The organism is Arthrobacter sp. efr-133-R2A-63 (assembly GCF_030209795.1).
GTDB lineage: Bacteria > Actinomycetota > Actinomycetes > Actinomycetales > Micrococcaceae > Arthrobacter > Arthrobacter bambusae_A.
Map to the genome: position 1 here is coordinate 94,088 of NZ_JARVRG010000029.1, position 19,316 is coordinate 113,403.

At 65.6% G+C, this 19,316-nt stretch carries 17 protein-coding genes; 11 read left to right on the top strand and 6 right to left on the bottom strand.

The features are described from left to right. Nucleotides 1-86: 86 nt before the first annotated feature. Nucleotides 87-605, top strand: a complete 519-nt coding sequence (locus QRN45_RS16180; RefSeq protein WP_241709507.1) for a metallopeptidase family protein — start codon at nucleotides 87-89, stop codon at nucleotides 603-605. Here QRN45_RS16180 and QRN45_RS16185 read toward each other — a convergent pair. The 3 genes from QRN45_RS16185 to QRN45_RS16195 are packed head-to-tail and all read right to left on the bottom strand — an operon-like array spanning nucleotide 599 to nucleotide 6,151. Then, entirely contained in the window at nucleotides 599-2,278 is a 1,680-nt protein-coding gene (locus QRN45_RS16185; RefSeq protein WP_284763996.1) for a DUF5719 family protein, read from the bottom strand. The genes QRN45_RS16180 and QRN45_RS16185 overlap by 7 nt on opposite strands. Beyond that, nucleotides 2,271-5,606, bottom strand: a complete 3,336-nt coding sequence (locus QRN45_RS16190) for a glycosyltransferase family 2 protein (protein ID WP_284764006.1) — start codon at nucleotides 5,604-5,606, stop codon at nucleotides 2,271-2,273. Before QRN45_RS16190 ends, QRN45_RS16185 begins: the two co-directional genes overlap by 8 nt. Beyond that, entirely contained in the window at nucleotides 5,606-6,151 is a 546-nt protein-coding gene (locus QRN45_RS16195) for a WhiB family transcriptional regulator (protein WP_241709529.1), read from the bottom strand. Before QRN45_RS16195 ends, QRN45_RS16190 begins: the two co-directional genes overlap by 1 nt. A 364-nt stretch (nucleotides 6,152-6,515) precedes the next feature. Between QRN45_RS16195 and QRN45_RS16200 the strand changes: the two genes are divergently transcribed. Beyond that, a complete protein-coding gene (locus QRN45_RS16200) occupies nucleotides 6,516-7,214 on the top strand; it encodes a TIGR03089 family protein (RefSeq protein ID WP_241709505.1) in 699 nt (232 codons plus the stop codon). On the opposite strand, the gene QRN45_RS16205 is transcribed toward QRN45_RS16200, so the two are convergent. After that, entirely contained in the window at nucleotides 7,201-7,773 is a 573-nt protein-coding gene (locus QRN45_RS16205) for a GtrA family protein (RefSeq protein WP_241709504.1), read from the bottom strand. The genes QRN45_RS16200 and QRN45_RS16205 overlap by 14 nt on opposite strands. Nucleotides 7,774-7,944: 171 nt before the next feature. Between QRN45_RS16205 and QRN45_RS16210 the strand changes: the two genes are divergently transcribed. The 4 genes from QRN45_RS16210 (at nucleotide 7,945) to QRN45_RS16225 (ending at nucleotide 11,987) form a co-directional block, all read left to right on the top strand. Next, on the top strand, nucleotides 7,945-9,132 hold the full coding sequence (locus QRN45_RS16210) for a 5-(carboxyamino)imidazole ribonucleotide synthase (RefSeq protein ID WP_284763997.1): 1,188 nt from the start codon (nucleotides 7,945-7,947) through the stop codon (nucleotides 9,130-9,132). Further along, complete coding sequence (gene purE / locus QRN45_RS16215; RefSeq protein ID WP_241709503.1) at nucleotides 9,129-9,722, top strand: 5-(carboxyamino)imidazole ribonucleotide mutase; 594 nt, start codon at nucleotides 9,129-9,131, stop codon at nucleotides 9,720-9,722. The genes QRN45_RS16210 and purE overlap by 4 nt, the downstream gene beginning before the upstream one ends. A 76-nt stretch (nucleotides 9,723-9,798) precedes the next feature. Beyond that, a complete protein-coding gene (manA, locus tag QRN45_RS16220; protein ID WP_264637564.1) occupies nucleotides 9,799-11,049 on the top strand; it encodes a mannose-6-phosphate isomerase, class I in 1,251 nt (416 codons plus the stop codon). 2 nt (nucleotides 11,050-11,051) lie between these two features. After that, nucleotides 11,052-11,987 (top strand): lipid II:glycine glycyltransferase FemX, encoded by a 936-nt coding sequence (locus tag QRN45_RS16225; RefSeq protein ID WP_284763998.1) that lies wholly within the window; start codon nucleotides 11,052-11,054, stop codon nucleotides 11,985-11,987. Nucleotides 11,988-12,016: 29 nt separating this feature from the next. On the opposite strand, the gene QRN45_RS16230 is transcribed toward QRN45_RS16225, so the two are convergent. Both QRN45_RS16230 and glpX read right to left on the bottom strand, forming a co-directional pair. Next, nucleotides 12,017-12,361 (bottom strand): hypothetical protein, encoded by a 345-nt coding sequence (locus QRN45_RS16230; protein ID WP_284763999.1) that lies wholly within the window; start codon nucleotides 12,359-12,361, stop codon nucleotides 12,017-12,019. A 202-nt stretch (nucleotides 12,362-12,563) separates the two neighbouring features. Then, nucleotides 12,564-13,583, bottom strand: a complete 1,020-nt coding sequence (gene glpX / locus QRN45_RS16235) for a class II fructose-bisphosphatase (protein ID WP_171983398.1) — start codon at nucleotides 13,581-13,583, stop codon at nucleotides 12,564-12,566. Between the two features lie 204 nt (nucleotides 13,584-13,787). On the opposite strand from glpX, the gene QRN45_RS16240 reads away from it, so the two are divergent. The 5 genes from QRN45_RS16240 (at nucleotide 13,788) to QRN45_RS16260 (ending at nucleotide 19,186) form a co-directional block, all read left to right on the top strand. After that, nucleotides 13,788-14,507 carry a DUF4245 domain-containing protein gene (locus tag QRN45_RS16240; RefSeq protein ID WP_413542310.1) on the top strand — a complete coding sequence of 240 codons (720 nt, stop codon included), beginning with the start codon at nucleotides 13,788-13,790 and terminating at the stop codon, nucleotides 14,505-14,507. A 9-nt stretch (nucleotides 14,508-14,516) separates the two neighbouring features. Beyond that, nucleotides 14,517-15,131, top strand: coding sequence for a carbonic anhydrase (locus tag QRN45_RS16245; RefSeq protein ID WP_264637561.1), 615 nt, complete (start codon nucleotides 14,517-14,519; stop codon nucleotides 15,129-15,131). A 98-nt stretch (nucleotides 15,132-15,229) separates the two neighbouring features. Beyond that, entirely contained in the window at nucleotides 15,230-16,666 is a 1,437-nt protein-coding gene (locus QRN45_RS16250) for a class II fumarate hydratase (protein WP_264637560.1), read from the top strand. Nucleotides 16,667-16,796: 130 nt separating this feature from the next. After that, complete coding sequence (locus tag QRN45_RS16255; protein WP_264637559.1) at nucleotides 16,797-17,465, top strand: TetR/AcrR family transcriptional regulator; 669 nt, start codon at nucleotides 16,797-16,799, stop codon at nucleotides 17,463-17,465. Further along, a complete protein-coding gene (locus QRN45_RS16260) occupies nucleotides 17,462-19,186 on the top strand; it encodes an MDR family MFS transporter (RefSeq protein ID WP_284764002.1) in 1,725 nt (574 codons plus the stop codon). Before QRN45_RS16255 ends, QRN45_RS16260 begins: the two co-directional genes overlap by 4 nt. Nucleotides 19,187-19,316: the final 130 nt, after the last annotated feature.

The window sequence follows — 19,316 nt, forward strand, 5'->3', positions numbered from 1 at the left end:
TTAGCCGCACTTCGCCGCGGCGCGGTGCATTGCCCCTTTGCGGGCATTATGTCGCGTTGGCCGAATCACGGGTCTAAAGTCGATATATGCAGTCACAGCACCACGTTCCGGGCTTTACGGTCCATTTGTCCGACACCGGGGACAGCCAGGAAACGACGACGGCGGGCTCGTCCGCACGCGGCTTCAGGGAGCGCCGCAGGAACCGCCACGGGCGGGGATTGCGGGGCGAAATCATCCTGCCCAACCTTCCGGGCTACCGGACGCGTGCCGAGAGGTTCGACGACCTTGTGCTCGATTCCGCGGAACGGCTGCAGGATATGTGGGGCAAACGGCTCGACGGCGTCGCGTTCGCCGTCGAAGAGATCCCGCCGAACCTTGAACAACTGGTGGCCGAAGGAACCGCGGCGCCGCTGGGTTCCTACACCCCGGCGGCCCACGGTGCCGGACCCGTCATCACGCTCTATCGGCGCGTCGTCGAGCACACTACCGGCGGCCGCGAGGACCTGCAGGACCTGGTGCACGACGTGGTCGTCGAGTACACCGCCGAGATGCTCGGAGTGCCGCCGGAGACCTTGGATCCCGTGTACCGCCGTCGTTATCAGTAACCCAGGGTGACCTGTACTTTTTCGTGGCCGGCAGCGCCGTCCTGGATGGTCAGGACCGAAATCCCGGGCTGATCGCCTTGGCCCAGCACGAGCGCGCCGTAGGCCGCGTCCCCTGACGCCGACACGATGTAGCCCGAAACCGCCGCGCCGTCGGACTTGTCCGGAACGCCGATGACCGAAGTGGTCCCCCCGGCAATGTCCACGGTTTCCGTTTTGTGCACCTTGCCGTCCGAGGTGACGGGCGTGTAACTGACCGTCGCACGGCCCGTCGGCACGCCGAAGCTCAGGAAGCGGGTGCCGCCTTGAGGTACTGCCACCATGTGCTGGCTTCCGAGACGGACCGCGGCCGGAGACCAGGCGAAATCAACAGGATCCGCGGACTTCAGTCCCCGCGTCACGCGTGAGGACGCGGCGAAGGAAACATCCGAGGTGGCGCTCACGGTGTACATGCCGGCCGGGACGCCCGTGAGCGGTACTTCGGTGACCGAACCCGCTTTGGCGGTCACTGCTCCCCCGCCGGGCAACGCGCGCTGGCCGTTCGGCCCGAACAACCGCACATCCACCACGGCGTCGACGGGACCCGGGACCGTGATCTGCAAGGCAGGAACGACATCGGCAAACCCGGGCTTGTCCGCGAGCGACTTCACGGCGGCCGGGTCCTGGATGTCCACCCCGGTCATGACCTGGGAATCGGCGACGCCGGCACCGGGAGTAATGAGTTCGACGCCACCGGCCGTGAGGCCACGAAGGACGCTTTGCTGGATGGTTGCCGCGACGGGGCCTCCACCGCTGCGCAGATGGACGGAGAGCTGACCCTCGTTCGGGGCCAGTCCGGCCAAGTTGATGGAACGGGTCGTTCCGGGCGAAACCAGCAAGCCACGGCTATCCGGGGCTTGGATCTGGCCACGGGCGCCGAACAAGTCGAGATTGACGGTGGCCGGCGTGCCCGAGGCATTGCTGATGTTCAAAACCGCCGTCCGCCCCAGCGCGGTGTTGGCGCCAAGGAGCCATGCATCGTTGACCGGCTGTTGGCAGGGCGCCGCAGCCAGTCCGCGGAGATCGCCGTCGCCTGCGGTGTAGCTCATCAAGCCCGCTACCGCGGCCTGCTGCCCGCTGATGGGATCGGCGTCCACCACAGTGACGTCGCCCGCGGGCCTCTGTGCCACGACGCCGGCATTCAGGACGGGAGGTCCTGACGCCGGCGGCTGCGCGGCAGCTGGGGGTTTGGCAATGCCGGCGATCGCGGAGCCACCGAGCGCGGCGAGGTTGCTCCCTGGGACGGATCCGGTGGCGTCACTGAGGACCACCGCATCGAGGAAGCTCTTTGCCGAGCGTGAAACAGGATTGAACTGGGTGTCGGTGCCCGCCGGGGTTCCTTCGGCGAGGCGGGGAGGTGCCGGGCACACCGCGGTTGTCTTTCCTACCGGGACATCCGCGAGGGACATGTCCAGGGTTTTGTTCCCTGCCGGGGACGGCACGATGGATGCTGCCGACACCATCCCGGCCCCTGCGGCAAGGAGCAGCGTTGCGGAAAGCGCTCCCAACACAACAGCTTTGTTCTTGTTCTGGCCTTTGTTCCGGCCCTGGGCTTTGTTCCGGCTCCCGGCTTTGCGCTGGCCGCGCCTCCGCGACCCCGCGCCGGCCTCGGGGGCCGGGCCTTGGTTGTCAGACACTGCTGTACTCCTTACGGAGAGAGTTTTGTTCCTTCAGGAGGCCCGCCTTCGGCCTGCGGGCGGGCATGGGGATGGCCAGCAGGACGGTCAATCCAATGACCACGGCCTGCAGGATGCTGAGCCAAGGCTCCCAGACGGTGGTGTAGCGGATCTCGATCTGGCCGCCTGCGGGCGGCAAGGTGAACGCTTGCGCCCATCCCGACGTCGTCGGGGTCAGTTGACGCCCATCCAACCAGGCGCTCCAGCCGGAGTCCGCCCGCTCGGCGAGCACTACCTGGCGTCCGTCCGTGCCTGCCGGGATGCTGCCGACGGAAGACGTCCCGAGGGATGGCAAGAGGGCAACAACGGCACCCTTGGCGTCCACCACCCTGGCACGGTGCGCCGTCTCGGCGTCGGCTGCAGCGGCCTGGTTGAGCGGCGTGACCCGCCACAGCCAGCCGGAATCGGTCTTGCCCACGGCGACCAGGCCGGGAACGGAATCGATCCGGTTGGCCGTCAACTGCGCAGCCGTGTCCGACGACTTCAGAACCACGAATCCGGCACCAAGCTGCTCAAGGCCGGGCCGGGGGTCCACGCCCGTTCCCGCGACAATCGTGGCTACGGCGTTACGGATGGACGCGGTGGCGTCGTCGTCGGCCACCAGGCGTTCCTGTCCGGGTGATCCGACGATGGAACGTGCGGCAGCAACAGTGGAGAGCGAATCCAAGGTAGTTCCGGCGCCGCGCATAAGTGAGGACGTGTAGCCACCACTGTCATCCGCGGTGATGACCAGCGTCCGTGTCTGTTCCGGGCCTTGGCCGTGGTCGACGGCGGTGGCAGGCAACGTGCCCTGCCCGGACGGCTGGACAAGCCGCGGCGTGCCAAGCGCGCCGCTGGCCGAAGGCGAAGTGCCGGCGCCGGCCAGGGCATTCTGGGTTGCCCACAGGCCCATGCTGGCCAAGGGCCCGGCAATGAGGAGGAGGGTTGCGACAGCGGAGACGATCCGTACTGCCGCGCGCTGGACCGGGCGGCCGCCCTCTGCCTTGACCTTCAGCTGGAAGAGGTTTTCAGCGCCGATCAACGCCGCTCCGAGGAACGCGAAGCCCGCGGCGGAAACTGCCGGGCCCGTGAAAGGAGCCACGAGCAGGTTGCCGTCCACTCCGGTTGCCACGTGTCCGGCGAGCCATGACCAGGCGAGGACCACAAGGGCCCCGGCCCAGAGGAAACGTGCGATGCGTGACCGTTTTCCGGGAACAAAGAGTGCGGCAATGGACAAGAGGAGGACCGGCGCACCAAGCAGCAGGGCAAGCGCCAGAGCCCACGGAATACCCGACGGGCCAAACGGCGCCAACCCGGCCAATCCGCCGTTGACGTCGAATTTCAAGGGTTGGCCAAGCAGTTGCTGCCACAGCGGTGCCGCTTGGAACCCCAGCGGGAGGCCTGGATCGGCCAGCATGGCGCGGGGTCGTTCCAGGACCGAGAGGACATACGGCGCAAAGAGCGCGGCGCTCGGAAGCAGCGACCACCAAATGGTTCGCCCGCGCCGCCCCAAGGCGATGCCGCAAAAAACAATGAGGACTACCAACGGAAGCAGCAGGGACGGCGCTGAGGCCGTCACCACCGCCAGCGCCAGGCCGGCCGCGGCAGCAGCCGTCCACGACGGAGTGCCGTTGACGCCCGGCTTGCCGGGGAACGGCTTTGTTGCGGCGTAGCCGGCGGGTTGGACCCGGTGGCTATTCAACGCAGCGTCGCGCCCGAGCGCAGAACCAGTGGCCCGGAAGAGGGCCAGCACCAGCAGGGGCATCGCCACGTGTGCCAGGAGGGCGCCGGCCCGTCCCTGGTTCAGTGCGACTTGGAGGGCCGGTGCTCCGGCCCAGATCAGCGCCGCAATGAAACGGTATCGGCGCAGCGTGGTCATGGCGCCCGCCGCAAACCAGGCGCCCAGGCCGGACAACGGCATGGCCAACAACAACAGCCACACGATGGCTGTGCTGGAGTTTCCTCCCCCGAGCAATGAAACAAGCCACAGGATGTAGGCGAACGGATCACCGTGCCCGGGCAAGCCTGCCCCCAAGTTGATCCACCAACTGGACGCGGACCGCCAAATGTCACCGGCGGCGGACAACGGCAAGAGGCCGCCGCCGGTCACCGCGCTGGCCCCCAGGAGCCCCAGCAGCCCCACGATGGAGCCGGCCAGCGCAACAAATCCGGCGGCCACTGCGCCCGTTCCGATCCAACCCCGCTCGTTCGTCGCGAGGGCCACGAAATCGTCGCCGGCGTCGCCGCTCGGTTCAGGAGCGAGGGAATCCGTCTCCTGGAATTCGTCGGCGCCAATCGCCTCGATGAGGGAGCGGCGGTGGGCCCGGACCTCGCGGCGCGGGGTCTGAAGGCCCTTGACCATCGAGCGGCGTACGCGTCGCGTCCGCGCGGCGTTCTGCCTGGACCGCCAAATCGCCCGGGGACGGCCGAGGGCCGCGATGGTGGCGCCGAGCTGGGAAATTCCGTAACCGGGCTCTTTGACCAGGATGCTCATGACGAGCCTCACCATGCTTCCGAGCAACGCGCCGAGCGCATGCAGGGGAACCTTCCACGGCGAAGCATGGGTAAGCCTCAAATGGATCTGGCTCTTGCGGGCGGCGGCGGGTGTCGCAAGGCCGTGGGGACGATGCTCGACATGGAACATGCGCGCGGCCGGGACCACGACAACCCTGTTGCCCGCAAGCCAGTTGCGCCAGCAGAAATCGACGTCGTCTCCCACGCCGGGAAACGCGGGGTCGAAGCCGCCCAGTTGCTCCCAGGCGTCGCGGCGGATCAACATGCCCGCGGAATTCACCGCGAAAGTGTCCGTGCGCCCGTCGTACTGGCCTTGGTCGAGCTCGTCGGCTTCAATGAGCGTCAGACGCTCGGCCCAGCGGCTCGTGGAAAGACCGGCGTCGATGAGCCTGCGCTCCGCGTCCCAGGCCAATTGCTTGCAACCGGCCACTGTGACCGACGGCGCGCGCTCGACTGCCTGAAGCAGCTCGGCGAGTGCGTCCGGGGCCGGAGCGGCGTCGTCGTGCAACAACCAGATCCATTCAACGGCCCCCGGCTCCCGCGAAGGGGCCGAACGGGCCAGGCCAGCCAGGACAGCGGCACCGAAACCTACTTTGTGTTCGCCGGTGCTGGTGACGTTGGCCGCGCCGAGGGCCCGCTGCAGCAACGCTGCGGACTTGTCGCGGGAGCCCGTATCAATGCCAATGGCGGCATCTGCCGGACGCGTCTGGTCCAGCAGAGCCGCCAGGGTTCTGGGGAGATAGTTACCGCCGTCGTGCGAGACGACGACGGCGGTAACGTGTACTGCCTTGAGAATCAGACCGCTCGCTTCCTCAGCCTGCGGCGTTCACGCTCGGAGAGCCCGCCCCAGATACCAAAACGTTCATCGTTGGCGAGTGCGTATTCAAGGCACTGCGAACGGACATTGCACGCACCGCATACCTTTTTGGCATCCCGCGTGGAGCCGCCCTTCTCGGGGAAGAACGCCTCCGGGTCCGTCTGGGCGCACAAGGCGTCCGTCTGCCAGCCAAGTTCGCCTTCATCGTCGAAGTCACCTTGGCCCGGAAGTCCGATCCACACCGGCTGGGCCGGATTGTCGAGCGGACCGCGCAGCTCCATGGGAGGATCATCGAGATCGTCCTCCGGATCTACCGGTGCTCCTCCCACGAGAGCCTCGTGCGCAGCAAGAAGGGCTGTTGCCTCATCTTCCAGCGACTCCCGAGTGGCCTCGATATAGCGGTCGGCCGCCTGCGGATCTGCCGGGTCAACATACCAATCCCCCGGAACTTCGCGCGACCGGTATTTCACCGACGCATAATCCGCGACGACTGCATCTTCCTGGATACGCAACGCTTGCCCCATGGCGTCCCTCCTGATTTTTGCAGCTGCTGCCGTGCTCATTCGGTACTCGGTTATGTACCCGATACTCCCGCAGCGGCGTTCGATATCTAATTACACGTGTGTAACTACCAAGCCGTCAAGCCGCGCCGGGATAATAATCAACTTTCCGCACTAACCAGCGCCGCGCCACGCCCGGTATTTTTTCGCCCCGCCCGCGCGCCATGGCGGAAAACGGAAGCTTTGCATCACTTAAGATGTATTTTCATTGAATTTCAGGGAAATCGTTTGACCCTTCGAGCGCCGCACCCTCGCCGTCCCACAGCTCCATGTGGCGCAATTCACACGCCCCGGGACCTGATCTGACGCCCCGTGGCAAGATGTAGCCATGAGCACCCCCGCGATGAACCTGATGGCAGCCCTGCGTTCCGGACACGCCACATCCCCCCGCCTGACCTGGTACGGACCGGACGCCGAACGGGTGGAGCTCTCTGGGCGGGTCCTGGACAATTGGGTGGCCAAGACCAGCAACCTGCTCCAGGACGAGTTCGACGCCGAACCGGGCATGAGCCTTCGCCTGGACTTGCCCGCCCATTGGAAGTCCCTCGTGTGGGCGCTGGCCGGATGGCAGCTGGGCATGGAACTCGTGCTCGACGGCGGCAGCGCGGACCTGCTTGTCACGGACACCCCCGACGCCGGCGCGGGAGCCGGCTTCGACGCCGTGGTCGCCGTGCCGCTCGCGGCACTCGCGATGCGCTGGCCGGGAGAACTGCCGGCCGGCGTCGTGGACTACGCGGCCGAAGTCCGCTCCCACGGAGACGTATTCATGGCGCACGCCGAACCCGACGCGGCACTGCCGGCCCTGCGCCGCCCTGAAACCGGGCACTCGCACGGCGAATTGCTGGACGGCTTCGCCAAGGACCATGACTCCGGCGTACGGCTGCTGGTCCGCGCGGCCGACGGCTTGGAGTCGGCCCTCGCGGACGCCCTCGGCGCATGGAACAAGGACGGTTCAGTGGTCCTGGTGCACCCGGACGTTGATGTCACCCGGCACCTGCTGGAGAACGAGCGCGTCAGCGGCGCTTGACCGCGTCTTCGCCTTCGTCGGAGCCAGCCTCGGAGCCGGCGGCATGCATGGCCTTGGCCTTGGCCCTGTGGTGGGCCTCGATGATCTCGTGGTCATGCGAGAAGGCCTCTTCTTCGTCGAGCTCCTTGTTGAACACCAGGAAGCGGTAGGCGAAGAAGCGCACCACGGTGGCCACGAGGATGCCGACAACCCCGGCTGCGAAAAGGACGTTCTTGTCCTGGATGTTCATGCCGTATTTCGCGATGGCGGTCAGGCCGGTGGAGATACCGATCCCAATGCCGTTGATGACGATGAACATCACGAACTCGCGCACCACGTTCGCCTGGCGGCGGTGGCGGAAGGTCCAGAAACGGTTGGCGACCCAGGAGAACACGGTGGCCACGGTGGCGCCGACGAAACGGGCTTTGGCCTCACTGTCGGACATCGGGCCGTGCATGAGATAGTAGGTCAAGCCGTTATCTATGACGAACGCAACACCGCCGACAGCGCCGAACTTCGCTACTTCGCGCCAAAAGAGCGAGGCGAGCCCGCGCATGCGATCTGCAAGTGTGTTGATCATGACCCTCCATGGCCGTTGTTCTAGGGGGCCGATGGGCCGAGGCTCTATTTTAGCTCCGATTCCTTGGAGCTTGCCGAATTATTCGGCCCCAAGAGCCACGGGCCAACGCTGCATGGGGCCGGCGACGGACAAAATCAAGGAACCGGCCGCTGGTTCGGTAGGCTGAACCTTGTGACTTTTCCTGTAATTGGCGTGGTTGGCGGCGGCCAGCTCGCACGAATGATGGCTCCGGCGGCAACCGCTCTTGGCTTTGAACTCCGGGTCCTTGCCGAAGGCGAGGACGTTTCCGCGGTCCGGGCCGTGGCAACGGCTCCCATTGGCGACTACAAGGACCTCGCGGCACTCCTTGAGTTCTCGGAGGGCCTGGACGTCATGACGTTCGACCACGAGCACGTCCCCACCGAGCACCTGAGGGCGCTGATCGAGGCCGGAGTCAACGTCCAGCCCGGCCCCGATGCCTTGGTGCACGCCCAGGACAAACTGGTGATGCGCGCCGCGATCGACCGCCTGGGGCTCCCCAACCCGGCGTGGGCTGCCGTCACCGGCGTCGAAGACCTGGTGGCTTTCGGCGAGCAGACCGGCTGGCCGATCGTCTTGAAAACCCCCCGGGGAGGCTATGACGGCAAGGGCGTGCGCATCATCCATTCCGCCGACGACGCCCGGAGCACCACGGACTGGTTCGACGCCATGAGCCCGCTCCTGGCCGAAGAGAAGGTCGACTTCAGCCGCGAGCTTTCCGCGCTCGTTGCGAGGACGCCCGACGGCGAATCCCGCGCATGGCCGGTTGTCCACACTGTCCAGGTGGATGGCGTCTGCGACGAAGTGATTGCGCCGGCCCAGGACATTCCCGTGGAGGTCGCTGCGGCAGCCGAAGAGGCCGCGCTGCGGATTGCCAATGAACTCGGAGTCACGGGAGTGATGGCTGCGGAACTCTTCGAAACGCCCGGCGTCGGAGTCGGGTTCCTGGTCAACGAGCTCGCCATGCGGCCGCACAACACCGGCCACTGGACGCAGGACGGCTCCGTCACCAGCCAGTTCGAGCAGCACTTGCGCGCAGTCCTCAACCTCCCGCTCGGTGCTACCGACGCCCTGGGCGCGGTGGTCGTCATGAAGAACTTCCTCGGCGGCGACAACCAGGATCTCTACAGCGCGTACCCGAAGGCCCTCGCCTACGAGCCGGCCGCAAAAGTCCATTGCTACGGCAAGTCCGTGCGGGCCGGCCGCAAGATCGGACACGTGAACCTCGTCGGCAACTCGACGGCGGACGTCGACTCCATCCGACACCGCGCCACCATAGTGGCCGACATCATCCGTGACGGCCGCATGCCGGCCGAGACCACCTCCGAGGAGACCGCATGAGCGCAGAAACAATGGATCCCGAAAACGCGGGGGCAGCGAACGCCTCCCCGATCGTGGGGCTTGTCATGGGCTCCGACTCGGACTGGCCCGTCATGGAAGCCGCAGCCGACGCCCTGGCGGAATTCGGCATCCCCTTCGAAGCCGACGTCGTCTCCGCGCACCGCATGCCCACGGAGATGATCCGCTACGGCCAGACCGCCCATGAGCGCGGTATCCGGGTCATCATCGCCGGAGCAGGCGGCGCAGCCCACTTGCCGGGCATGCTCGCCTCCGTTACCCCGCTGCCCGTCATCGGCGTCCCGGTCCCGCTGAAGACCTTGGACGGCATGGACTCCTTGCTGTCCATCGTGCAGATGCCCGCCGGCGTTCCCGTGGCCACTGTTTCCATCGGCGGCGCCCGCAACGCCGGCCTCCTGGCTGTACGCATGCTGGCGTCCGGAACCGATGACCTTGCCGTGCGCCTTCGTGGCGAACTGCTCGAATTCGCGCAGGAGCTCAACAACACCGCCACGGAGAAGGGTGCCAGGCTCCGCGACAAGGTTGCCGAAGTCTTCTCGACGGCGAACGTCTCCGCCCGGAGCACTCGTTAAGAGCCCGGGCAGCCGCACAGAGGTCATCCCCGGCAATCCCGAATGAACCGTCCCGCAATGACAAGGATCCCCCGCCGTGTACCAGCTTGAGAATGTTCTCCGCCCCTACGCATGGGGATCGACGACGGCGATCGCCGCCCTGCTGGGAAGGCCCGCCTCGGGTGGTCCGGAAGCGGAGTTGTGGATCGGAGCGCACCCGGACTCGCCGTCCGTGGCCACCCGTCCGGATGGCTCTTCCGTCGCCTTGGACGCCTTGATCAGCGTGGATCCCGTGCATTTCCTTGGTGAAACGAGCGTGGCCGAATTCGGTCCCCGCTTGCCGTTCCTCACCAAGCTCCTTGCAGCCGACAAGCCCCTGTCCTTGCAGGTCCACCCTCGCCTGCAGCAGGCCAGGGACGGCTTCGCGAAGGAAAATGCCGCGGGCATGGAAGCGGACTCACCGGAGCGCAACTATCGCGATGACAACCACAAGCCGGAGATGATCTTCGCGCTGACGCCGTTTCACGCCCTTTGCGGTTTCCGCCCGGCCGCCGATTCGCAGCGTGTCTTCGAGCACCTCGCGACCCTCCTGGACCTTGCCGCCGTCGACGTTCCGGACGTCATCGCCGGAGTCATCTCGGACCTTTCCGGCTCCGATGAGCCCTCGGCACTCAAAGCTGCGTTCACCCGGCTGATTACCGGCGGGGAGGCCGTCTCCGCGGCCACCGATCAGGTGGTTTCCATCCTGAAATCGGGCGCGCCGATGGGGCAGCACGCCGCGGAACTCTCGACGTTGGTGGACATCAACAGCGAGTTCCCGGGCGATCCCGGTGTCCTGATTTCCCTGCTCCTGAACCTTGTGTTCCTGTCCCCGGGCGAATCGGTGTACTTGCCCGGCGGAAACGTCCACGCCTACCTGAAAGGCCTCGGCGTGGAGGTGATGGCGGCGTCGGACAACGTGCTCCGTGGCGGCCTCACCCCCAAGCACGTGGATGTTCCGGAACTCCTGAAGACCATCGAATTCGCTTCCCTCGGCGTCCCGCGCATCGAGCCCCGGATCTCCGGCTTCGGCCAGGATCTCTATGTGCCGCCCTTCAAGGAATTCCAGCTCCAGCGCATCGAGCTGGGACCCGGAGCGGAACCGGTGCCGATGGCCCAGGCGGGTCCCGCCGTCGTCGTCGTGGTTTCGGGTTCCGTGGTGCTCGACTCCCCCAAGAGCGAGCTCGCCGTCGAGCGTGGGGGGAGTGCGTTCATCCCGGCGTCGGAAGAGCCCGTCATGGTGCACCCGGTTGCCGGTGCCACGGGAACCAGCGTCGCCTTTGCCGTGACAACAGGCTTGGGGAATTAACGGTGGAGTACTTCCTGCAGACGCCCGCATGGGCGTCCTTCCAGCGATCCCTCGGACGTACCGTGCACGAGGAATCCGGGCCGGGGTGGCGTTTCCTCGCAGTGGAGGAAACGAACCCCGCCGGCAAGGTGATCTACACGCCCTACGGACCCGTCGCCGATTCGCTGGAGGCCTTCGACGAAGCCGTAGCCGCCCTCGTGGCGATCGCGCGCCGCAGCCGCGCTGTGTTTGTCCGGATGGAACCAGTCACCGCCGGGTTCGAAGCCGCCGACGCCGGTGCGGTCCTGCGGGAACGCGGCCTGCAGCCGGCGCCGTCCAACCAGCAACCGGAATTGAGCTGGATCGTGGATCTGGAGGGCGACTTCAAGGACGTCCTTGCGGGCATGAAACCCACCAACCGGAACCTGTACCGCAACATCCACAAGAAGGGTGTCACCTTCCGGTCCTCGCAGGATCCCGAAGAGATCTCGGTGCTCCTGGACTTCCTGCACATGACCGCCGCACGCAACGGCTTCAAGCCCCAGAGCGACGACTACCTCAGCGCCGTGGCCCAATCCCTCATGCCGGCCGGTGCCGGCACCCTGTTCATCGCGGAACTCGACGGCGAGCCCATCGCGGCGGCCCTGGCGTACGACTCTGCCGACACGCGAACCTACGCCCACGCGGCGCTCGATGATACGCATCGCAAGCTCAGCGCCGGCATTCCGTTGCTCGTGACGCTCATGGCGGACGCCAAGGACAAGGGACTCAAGCACGTCGATTTGTGGGGCGTGGCCCCGGAAGACCATCCTGACCACAAGTGGGCCGGATTCACCGCCTTCAAGAAGTCCTTCGGCGGCCGCGAAATCGCCTACCCGGGCACATGGGACCTTCCGGTCAACAAGCTTCGCTACGGGGCCTACCAAGTAGCCCGGAAACTCCGCGACAAGCTCCGCTAGGGTTCCTCCGCGCGAACCAGCAGATGACCTCAAAATCCGATTGATGTCCCTCTGGTACTGCTCAGCTTCCCCATGGTGCCGCCCGTCGTATTGGAGGGCGACCCGCTCTTTGACGTAAGCGGCATCGGGCGCCGACCCGGGGCCAGGTGAAGGGCCAGCCGGGCCTTACGTACGCCACGCATGCCGGGACGGGCTGACACCTTCGCCTTCAAGTCGTCAATGGTCGCCAAGGGCTCGCGCGGCCTGGGATGGTTGTCGCCGTGCTCGACGACGATCGAGTCGCCCGCCGCGACAGTGTCGTCCATACTCATCAATTGGGCCAGGTCCAGCCACGTCCGGGCAGGCGAGGTGAGCCGGACGCCGTCGAGCACCATCACTTCACCCGGTTTGAACGTAAGTTGGTGCCCTACAACATTCCGTCGCGGACCTTTCTCCCAGTTAGCCCGACGGAAGTCTGCGGGCACGCAAAAGGGCGGTGGGATCGTGACAGCGGCGTCAGAATCGACAAGGTCCGTGAGGACAAAGCCAGAGAAAGCCGCCGAGCGATCGTGCCGCCCTTTTGGACTAAGCCAGGAGTTACTTGCGGGCGTAACCTTCCCACTTGCTGGCCTGGTGCTCGCCGTCGACGAAGCGGATCGTGCCGGACTTGGAGCGCATGACGATGGACTGGGTCAGGACCTTGTCCTTGGAGTAGCGCACGCCCTTGAGCAGGTCGCCGTCGGTGATGCCGGTAGCTGCGAAGTAGCAGTTATCGCTCGTGACGAGGTCGTTCGTGGAGAGGACGCGCTCGAGGTCGTGTCCGGCGTCGATGGCCTTCTGCTTCTCGTCGTCGCTCGTGGGCCACAGGCGGCCCTGGATAACACCGCCGAGGGACTTGATGGCACATGCGGCAACGATGCCTTCCGGCGTGCCGCCGATGCCCATCAGGGCGTCGACGCCGGTGCCGGAACGTGCGGCGGCGATGGCGCCGGCAACGTCGCCATCCATGATGAACTTGGTGCGCGCACCGGCTTCGCGGATTTCCTCCACCAGCGGGCGGTGGCGGTCGCGGTCAAGGATCATGACGTTGAGCTGGTTGACCTTGACGCCCTTGGCCTTGGCGATCAGGTGCAGGTTCTGCTTCACCGGCAGGCGGAGGTCCACCATGTCGGCGGCTTCAGGACCCGTGACGAGCTTCTCCATGTAGAACACGGCGGAGGGATCGAACATGGTGCCGCGTTCGGCCACTGCAAGCACGGCGAGGGCGTTGTTGATGCCCAGGGCAGTCAGCCGGGTTCCGTCGATGGGATCGACGGCGACGTCGCACTCGGGTCCGGTGCCGTCACCGACATGCTCGCCATTGAAGAGCATCGGGGCTTCGTCCTTTTCACCCTCGCCAATGACAACGACGCCGTTGAAATGGACGGTGTGGAGGAAGGAGCGCATGGCGTCAACGGCCGCGCCGTCCGCCTTGTTCTTGTCGCCGAAACCAACCCAGTGGCCGCCGGCGATGGCAGCAGCTTCGGTGACCCGGACAAGTTCGAGGGCCAGGTTGCGGTCCGGCTCATCGGTCCCGACGGCGAGCGCCGGCGAAATAGTGGAATACTTCTGGGACATTGGCGCTGGAGACACGTGAACCTCTTCTTCGATGACGCGATTCGTGGGACCAGGAATGGCTGGGCTTGGCGGCCTGAATGATTCCTCTACAAGAGATCATAGTCGCGGCGGAGCGGCACGGTCATGGGATGACCAACTCCCGGAACGCCCCTTGCGCGGACCGGCCGATGTGTATTAGCCGCTTGGATAGGAGACTATTGAAGCGTGAGTGAAACGCAAGACAAAGCAATTGCCGCTGTCCCGCCAAGCAACGGAGGCACCAAGGCAGCAGGCAACAATGACGCCGGCCGGCCGGCCGTCAAGCCTGTAATCGCGGCAAAAGCCGCCAAACGGGCCAATGCTTCCGTCATCGGCATGCTCATCGCGTTGCTCCTGTGCGTGCTGGCGTTCCTTCCGATCGTGCTCATGAATCCGGCGCCAAAGAGCAGCGGTTACAAGCCCGACGTCGATGTGGCCGCAACGGCCGCCAATGCGAAAGATGTGGCGGGTTTCACACCTGTGGCGCCGAATACCGGCGACACATTTAGTCCGAACTACGCTCGCTGGTCATCCGGGACCGGCGACGGCGTACCCACGTGGGAGGTCGGCTACGTGACTCCCCAGCAGATGTTCATCGGGCTTGTCCAGACCCGCAAGGCCAATCCAACCTGGATTTTCCAGCAGACCGGCAGCGCTCCGGTCACCGGCACGCGGAGCGCCGGTGGCCATGACTGGGAGCTCCATGACACGGCCAAGGGCAACCGCAGCATGGTGCTGAACTACCGCGGCACCACGATCATCCTGAGCGGGAGCGCAGGACTGGACGAGTTCTCCACGTTGGCCGCCGCCGTGGTCAAGGCGATGGACGCTGCTCCTGTCGCCTCCGCGGACGCGGGCACGAAGCCCGGCGACACAGTTTCGCAGCCTGCCACCCCAAAGCCGTAAAGTAGCGCCGTGGCTACCTATCTGACTCCCGCACTTGCCTGGCGCCGTTTGCGCGAAGGAAACGAACGCTTCGTCGCCGGCGAGTCCCTGCACCCCAACCAGGACGCTTCGCGCCGGCACTCCCTCGTCGAGGACCAGCATCCATTTGCCGTGATCTTCGGCTGCTCGGATTCCCGCTTGGCCGCGGAGATTATCTTCGACCTCGGCCTGGGGGATGCCTTCGTGGTCCGCACGGCCGGGCAAGTGATCGACGACGCCGTCCTCGGTTCGCTGGAATACAGCATCTCCCAACTTCATGTTCCGCTCATCGTGATCCTTGGCCACGACAGTTGCGGCGCCGTGACTGCGACGAAGAGTGCCGTGGAGACAGGTGAAATGCCGGCAGGTTTCATCCGTTCCCTCGTGGAACGCATCACTCCCTCCGTCCTCACGGCAATGCGCAACGAGCAATCGGACGTCAACGAGATGGTGGTGGAGCACGTCAAGCAGACAGCCCGCCGATTGGCCGACAGTTCCCGTGTGATTTCCGACGCGATCGACGACGGCCGGGCCGCCGTCGTCGGGCTTTCCTACAAACTGGACGAAGGCCGCGCGGCGCTTGTTTCCGGGATCGGCAAGCTCTAAGCCGGATGCCGGGCCGCCCCCGGAGGGGCGGCACCAAGCGGCCGTAGCTTTGCTCCTCCGGTTTTCGGTCAAGCGGCTGCTCGCCATAAGCTAGCCCCATGACTTCCACTCAAGAATCCAACGCGGCCGAGTTCCGTATTGAACATGACACGATGGGCGAAGTTCGCGTTCCCGTGAACGCCCTGTACCGCGCCCAGACGCAGCGCGCCGTGGAGAATTTCCCGATCTCCGGCAAGACGCTTGAGCGCGCGCACATCGAGGCCCTGGCGCGGGTCAAGAAGGCCGCGGCCCTCGCGAACGCCGAACTTGGGGTGCTCGACGGCGAGCTCGCCGAGGCGATTGCCAACGCAGCCGATGAGGTTGCCGCCGGAAAGTACGACGGCGATTTCCCCATCGACGTCTTCCAGACCGGTTCGGGCACGTCGTCCAACATGAACACGAACGAGGTCATCGCCGAGCTGGCGACGCGTGCCCTCGCGGCCGCCGGGAGCGACAAAGTTGTCCACCCGAACGACCACGTCAACGCTTCCCAGTCCTCCAACGATGTCTTCCCGACGTCGGTCCACGTCGCCGCGACGTCGGCCCTGATCAACGACCTGATCCCGGCCCTCGAGTACCTGGCTGCTTCCCTGGACCGCAAGGCGGTGGAGTTCAAGGATGTCGTCAAGTCCGGCCGCACCCACCTCATGGACGCCACGCCTGTGACCTTGGGCCAGGAGTTCGGCGGCTACGCCGCGCAGGTCCGTTACGGCATCGAGCGCATCAACGCTGCGCTCCCCCGCGTCGCCGAGGTCCCCCTGGGCGGCACCGCGGTGGGCACCGGCATCAACACCCCGGAAGGCTTCCCGGAGCGCGTCATCGAGCTCCTCGCGGCCGACACCGGCCTGCCGCTGACCGAGGCGCGCGACCACTTCGAAGCGCAGGCCAACCGCGACGGCCTCATCGAAGGCTCCAGCCAGCTGCGCAACATCGCCATCTCCTTCATGAAGATCAACAACGACCTCCGCTGGATGGGGTCCGGCCCCAACACGGGACTCGGCGAGATCTCCATTCCGGACCTCCAGCCGGGCTCGTCGATCATGCCGGGCAAGGTCAACCCGGTCATCTGCGAAGCCTCGATCATGGTCTGCGCCCAGGTCATCGGCAACGACACCGCCATCGCCTGGTCGGGTACCAACGGCGCCTTCGAGCTCAACGTCGGCATCCCCGTGATGGCGGCCAACCTGCTCGAATCCATCCGACTCCTGGCCAACACCAGCCGCGTCATGGCCGACAAGATGATCGACGGCATCACGGCCAACGTGGAGCGCGCCCGCTTCCTGGCCGAGGCTTCCCCGTCCATCGTGACCCCGTTGAACAAGTTCATCGGTTACGAAGCAGCCGCAAAGATCGCCAAGAAGGCCGTTGCCGAGGGTTTGACCATCCGCGAAGCCGTGATCTCCCTTGGCTACCTTGAGCGTGGCGAGCTGACCGAAGAGCAGCTCGACAAGGCCCTCGACGTCACCACCATGACCCGCCCGGCCCACAAGGCCTAGCCTCCCCAGTCCGACTGGCCAGCCCGACGGCGGCCGGCGCCTTCCCCTCGGAAGGTGCCGGCCGCCGTCGTCGTTTCCTCCCGCAGAACTTTTCTTGCACTATTTAACTAAAGGTGCAAAACTTTACTTTGTGGACAATAGTGCAACCAATGACGGTGGGCTCCGGGAGCGCAAGCGCGCTCAGACCCGCGCGGCGATCTCAGCCATCGCCCGCTCCCTGACGGCCCAGCGCGGACTCAACGGCTTCACGGTCGAGGAAGCCTGCGAACAGGCCGGGATTTCGCGGCGGACCTTCTTCAACTATTTCCATACCAAGGAAGACGCGGTGATCGGCTCGTTCTCCGACGAGCTTCCCGAAGAGGCCCTGGAGGCCTTCAACCGCAACCCCGCCCGTGCCGCCGGCACCATCTCGGACTCGTTGCTGTCCGCGCTGCGCCAATTCACCCTGGCGGTCCTCGAGCGGTCCACCGTGAGTCCGTCGGAGATCCGTCAGCTCATCGCGGCAGTCACGGCCGAGCCCCAGCTCCTGGGCCGTTTGACCCGCGAAGGCGAAGTCCGCGAGCGCCAGTTCGCCGAACTCATCGCCGCCCGTGAAGGCCTCCCGGCGGATCACACGGAGGTCGTCATGGCCGCCGCAGCCTTCGGTGCGGTCACCAAGAAGACGAGCAAGCAGTTCTTTTCCGAGGAGAACACGCAGCCATACCGGGAACTGCTGGACCGGAACCTCAACGCAGCCCGCACGCTCTTCGCCCAACCGCTGGACATCAACCCCGTCGAACCCCAGAAGGATCAACCGTGAGTACCACTCTCAAGACCAAAGCGGCCGCACCGCTGCTTTTGACCCAGAGAAGGATCTGGATCATTTTCTCGGCGTTGATCGCCGGCATGCTGCTCTCGAGCCTGGACCAGACCATCGTGTCCACGGCCATGCCCACGATCGTCGGCAAGCTCGGCGGCGTGGAAAACCAGGCCTGGATCACCACGGCCTACCTGCTCGCCACCACCATCGTCATGCCGATCTACGGCAAGTTCGGTGACATCCTGGGCCGTCGGAACCTCTTCCTGATTGCCATCGGTTTGTTCACGGCAGCTTCCATCGGTTGTGCCTTCGCCACCGATTTCTGGGGCTTCGTGATCTTCCGCGCCATCCAGGGCCTGGGCGGCGGCGGACTGATGATCCTCTCGCAGGCCATCATCGCGGACATCGTGCCCGCCAAGGAACGCGGCAAGTACATGGGCCCGCTCGGTGCCATCTTCGGGCTTTCCGCCGTGGCCGGTCCGCTCCTGGGCGGCTTCTTCGTCGATCACCTGACCTGGGAATGGGCCTTCTACATCAACATCCCCATCGGCATTGCAGCCTTCACCATCGCCTGGTTCACGCTCACCCTGCCAAACAAGAAGGCCGAAAAGCGCATCGACATCCTTGGGGTCCTGCTGCTGTCCGCTGCCACGGCATGCTTGATCTTCTTCACCGATTTCGGCGGCAAGAAGGACCAAGGCTGGGACTCCCCCCTTACGTGGGCCTTCGGCGCCGGCATGGTGCTTGCCGCCTTCCTCTTCGTCCTCGTGGAGCGCAAGGCGGAAGACCCCATCATTCCGCTGAGCCTGTTCAAGAACCGGATCTTCATCAACGCAACCGCCATCGGCTTTACCCTGGGGCTGGGCATGTTCGCCGCGATCGCCTTCGTGCCGACGTTCCTGCAGATGTCCTCCGGTACTTCAGCCGCGGTTTCCGGCCTGCTCATGCTGCCGATGATGGTCGGACTCATGGGGACGTCCATCTATTCGGGTATACGCATCTCCAAGACCGGCAAGTACAAGATGTTCCCGATCCTCGGAGCCAGCCTCACGATCGTTGCCATGTTGTGGCTCACCACGCTCACCGCGTCAACTCCGATCTGGGTCATCTGCATCCAGCTGTTCATCTTCGGCGCGGGCCTGGGCTTGATCATGCAGGTCATCGTCCTGGTGGTCCAGAATGCGGTTCCGGCCGGGCAAATCGGCACGGCAACGAGCACGAACAACTACTTCCGCGAGGTCGGTGCTTCGTTGGGCGTCGCCGTCTTCGGCTCTATCTTCACGACGCGGCTGGCCGAGTCCCTCACCAAGGCATTCACAGGCGCCGGGGCTTCCGCCGCGCAGGCTGCACAGTCAACCAGCAAGCTTGATCCGCAGACCTTGGCCCAGCTGCCGGTCCAGGTCAAGGACGCCATCGTCAATGCCTACGCCGACTCGCTGGCACCGGTGTTCTGGTACCTGATCCCGTTCATCGCGGCCGCCCTCCTGCTCGCCGTCACCCTCAAGCAGATCCCGCTCTCCGACACCGCGGGAATGGTGGCCCGGGGCGAGGCTGTCGGAGGTGAGGAGGCGGAACGACTTGAAGCCGAACGCCTCGGAGTTTCCTCCGACTCGACCGTTGACACGGTCGCCAAGCCTGAGTCCGACCCGGTGGGGCCAGTGGGGCTGGTGGAGCCGGAGGAGCCGGTGGAGGATAATGACGGCGAGCTCGCCCGGCGCTGAGCCCGGGACATGTCCAGCGTTGCCTCGGACGAGTGGACATGCTCGGCGCTGAGCCCGGGACATGCCCAGCGTTGCCTCGGACGAGTGGACATGCTCGGCGCTGAGCCCGGGACATGCCCGCCGCAGGCTC

Coding starts and splice junctions, on each gene's coding strand:
- QRN45_RS16200 (WP_241709505.1), top strand. CDS start 6,516: ATGAGCACCCCCGCGATGAACCTGATGGCAGCCCTGCGTTCCGGACAC.
- QRN45_RS16180 (WP_241709507.1), top strand. CDS start 87: ATGCAGTCACAGCACCACGTTCCGGGCTTTACGGTCCATTTGTCCGAC.
- glpX (WP_171983398.1), bottom strand. CDS start 13,583: ATGTCCCAGAAGTATTCCACTATTTCGCCGGCGCTCGCCGTCGGGACC.
- QRN45_RS16205 (WP_241709504.1), bottom strand. CDS start 7,773: ATGATCAACACACTTGCAGATCGCATGCGCGGGCTCGCCTCGCTCTTT.
- QRN45_RS16250 (WP_264637560.1), top strand. CDS start 15,230: ATGACTTCCACTCAAGAATCCAACGCGGCCGAGTTCCGTATTGAACAT.
- QRN45_RS16195 (WP_241709529.1), bottom strand. CDS start 6,151: ATGGGGCAAGCGTTGCGTATCCAGGAAGATGCAGTCGTCGCGGATTAT.
- QRN45_RS16230 (WP_284763999.1), bottom strand. CDS start 12,361: ATGGTGCTCGACGGCGTCCGGCTCACCTCGCCTGCCCGGACGTGGCTG.
- purE (WP_241709503.1), top strand. CDS start 9,129: ATGAGCGCAGAAACAATGGATCCCGAAAACGCGGGGGCAGCGAACGCC.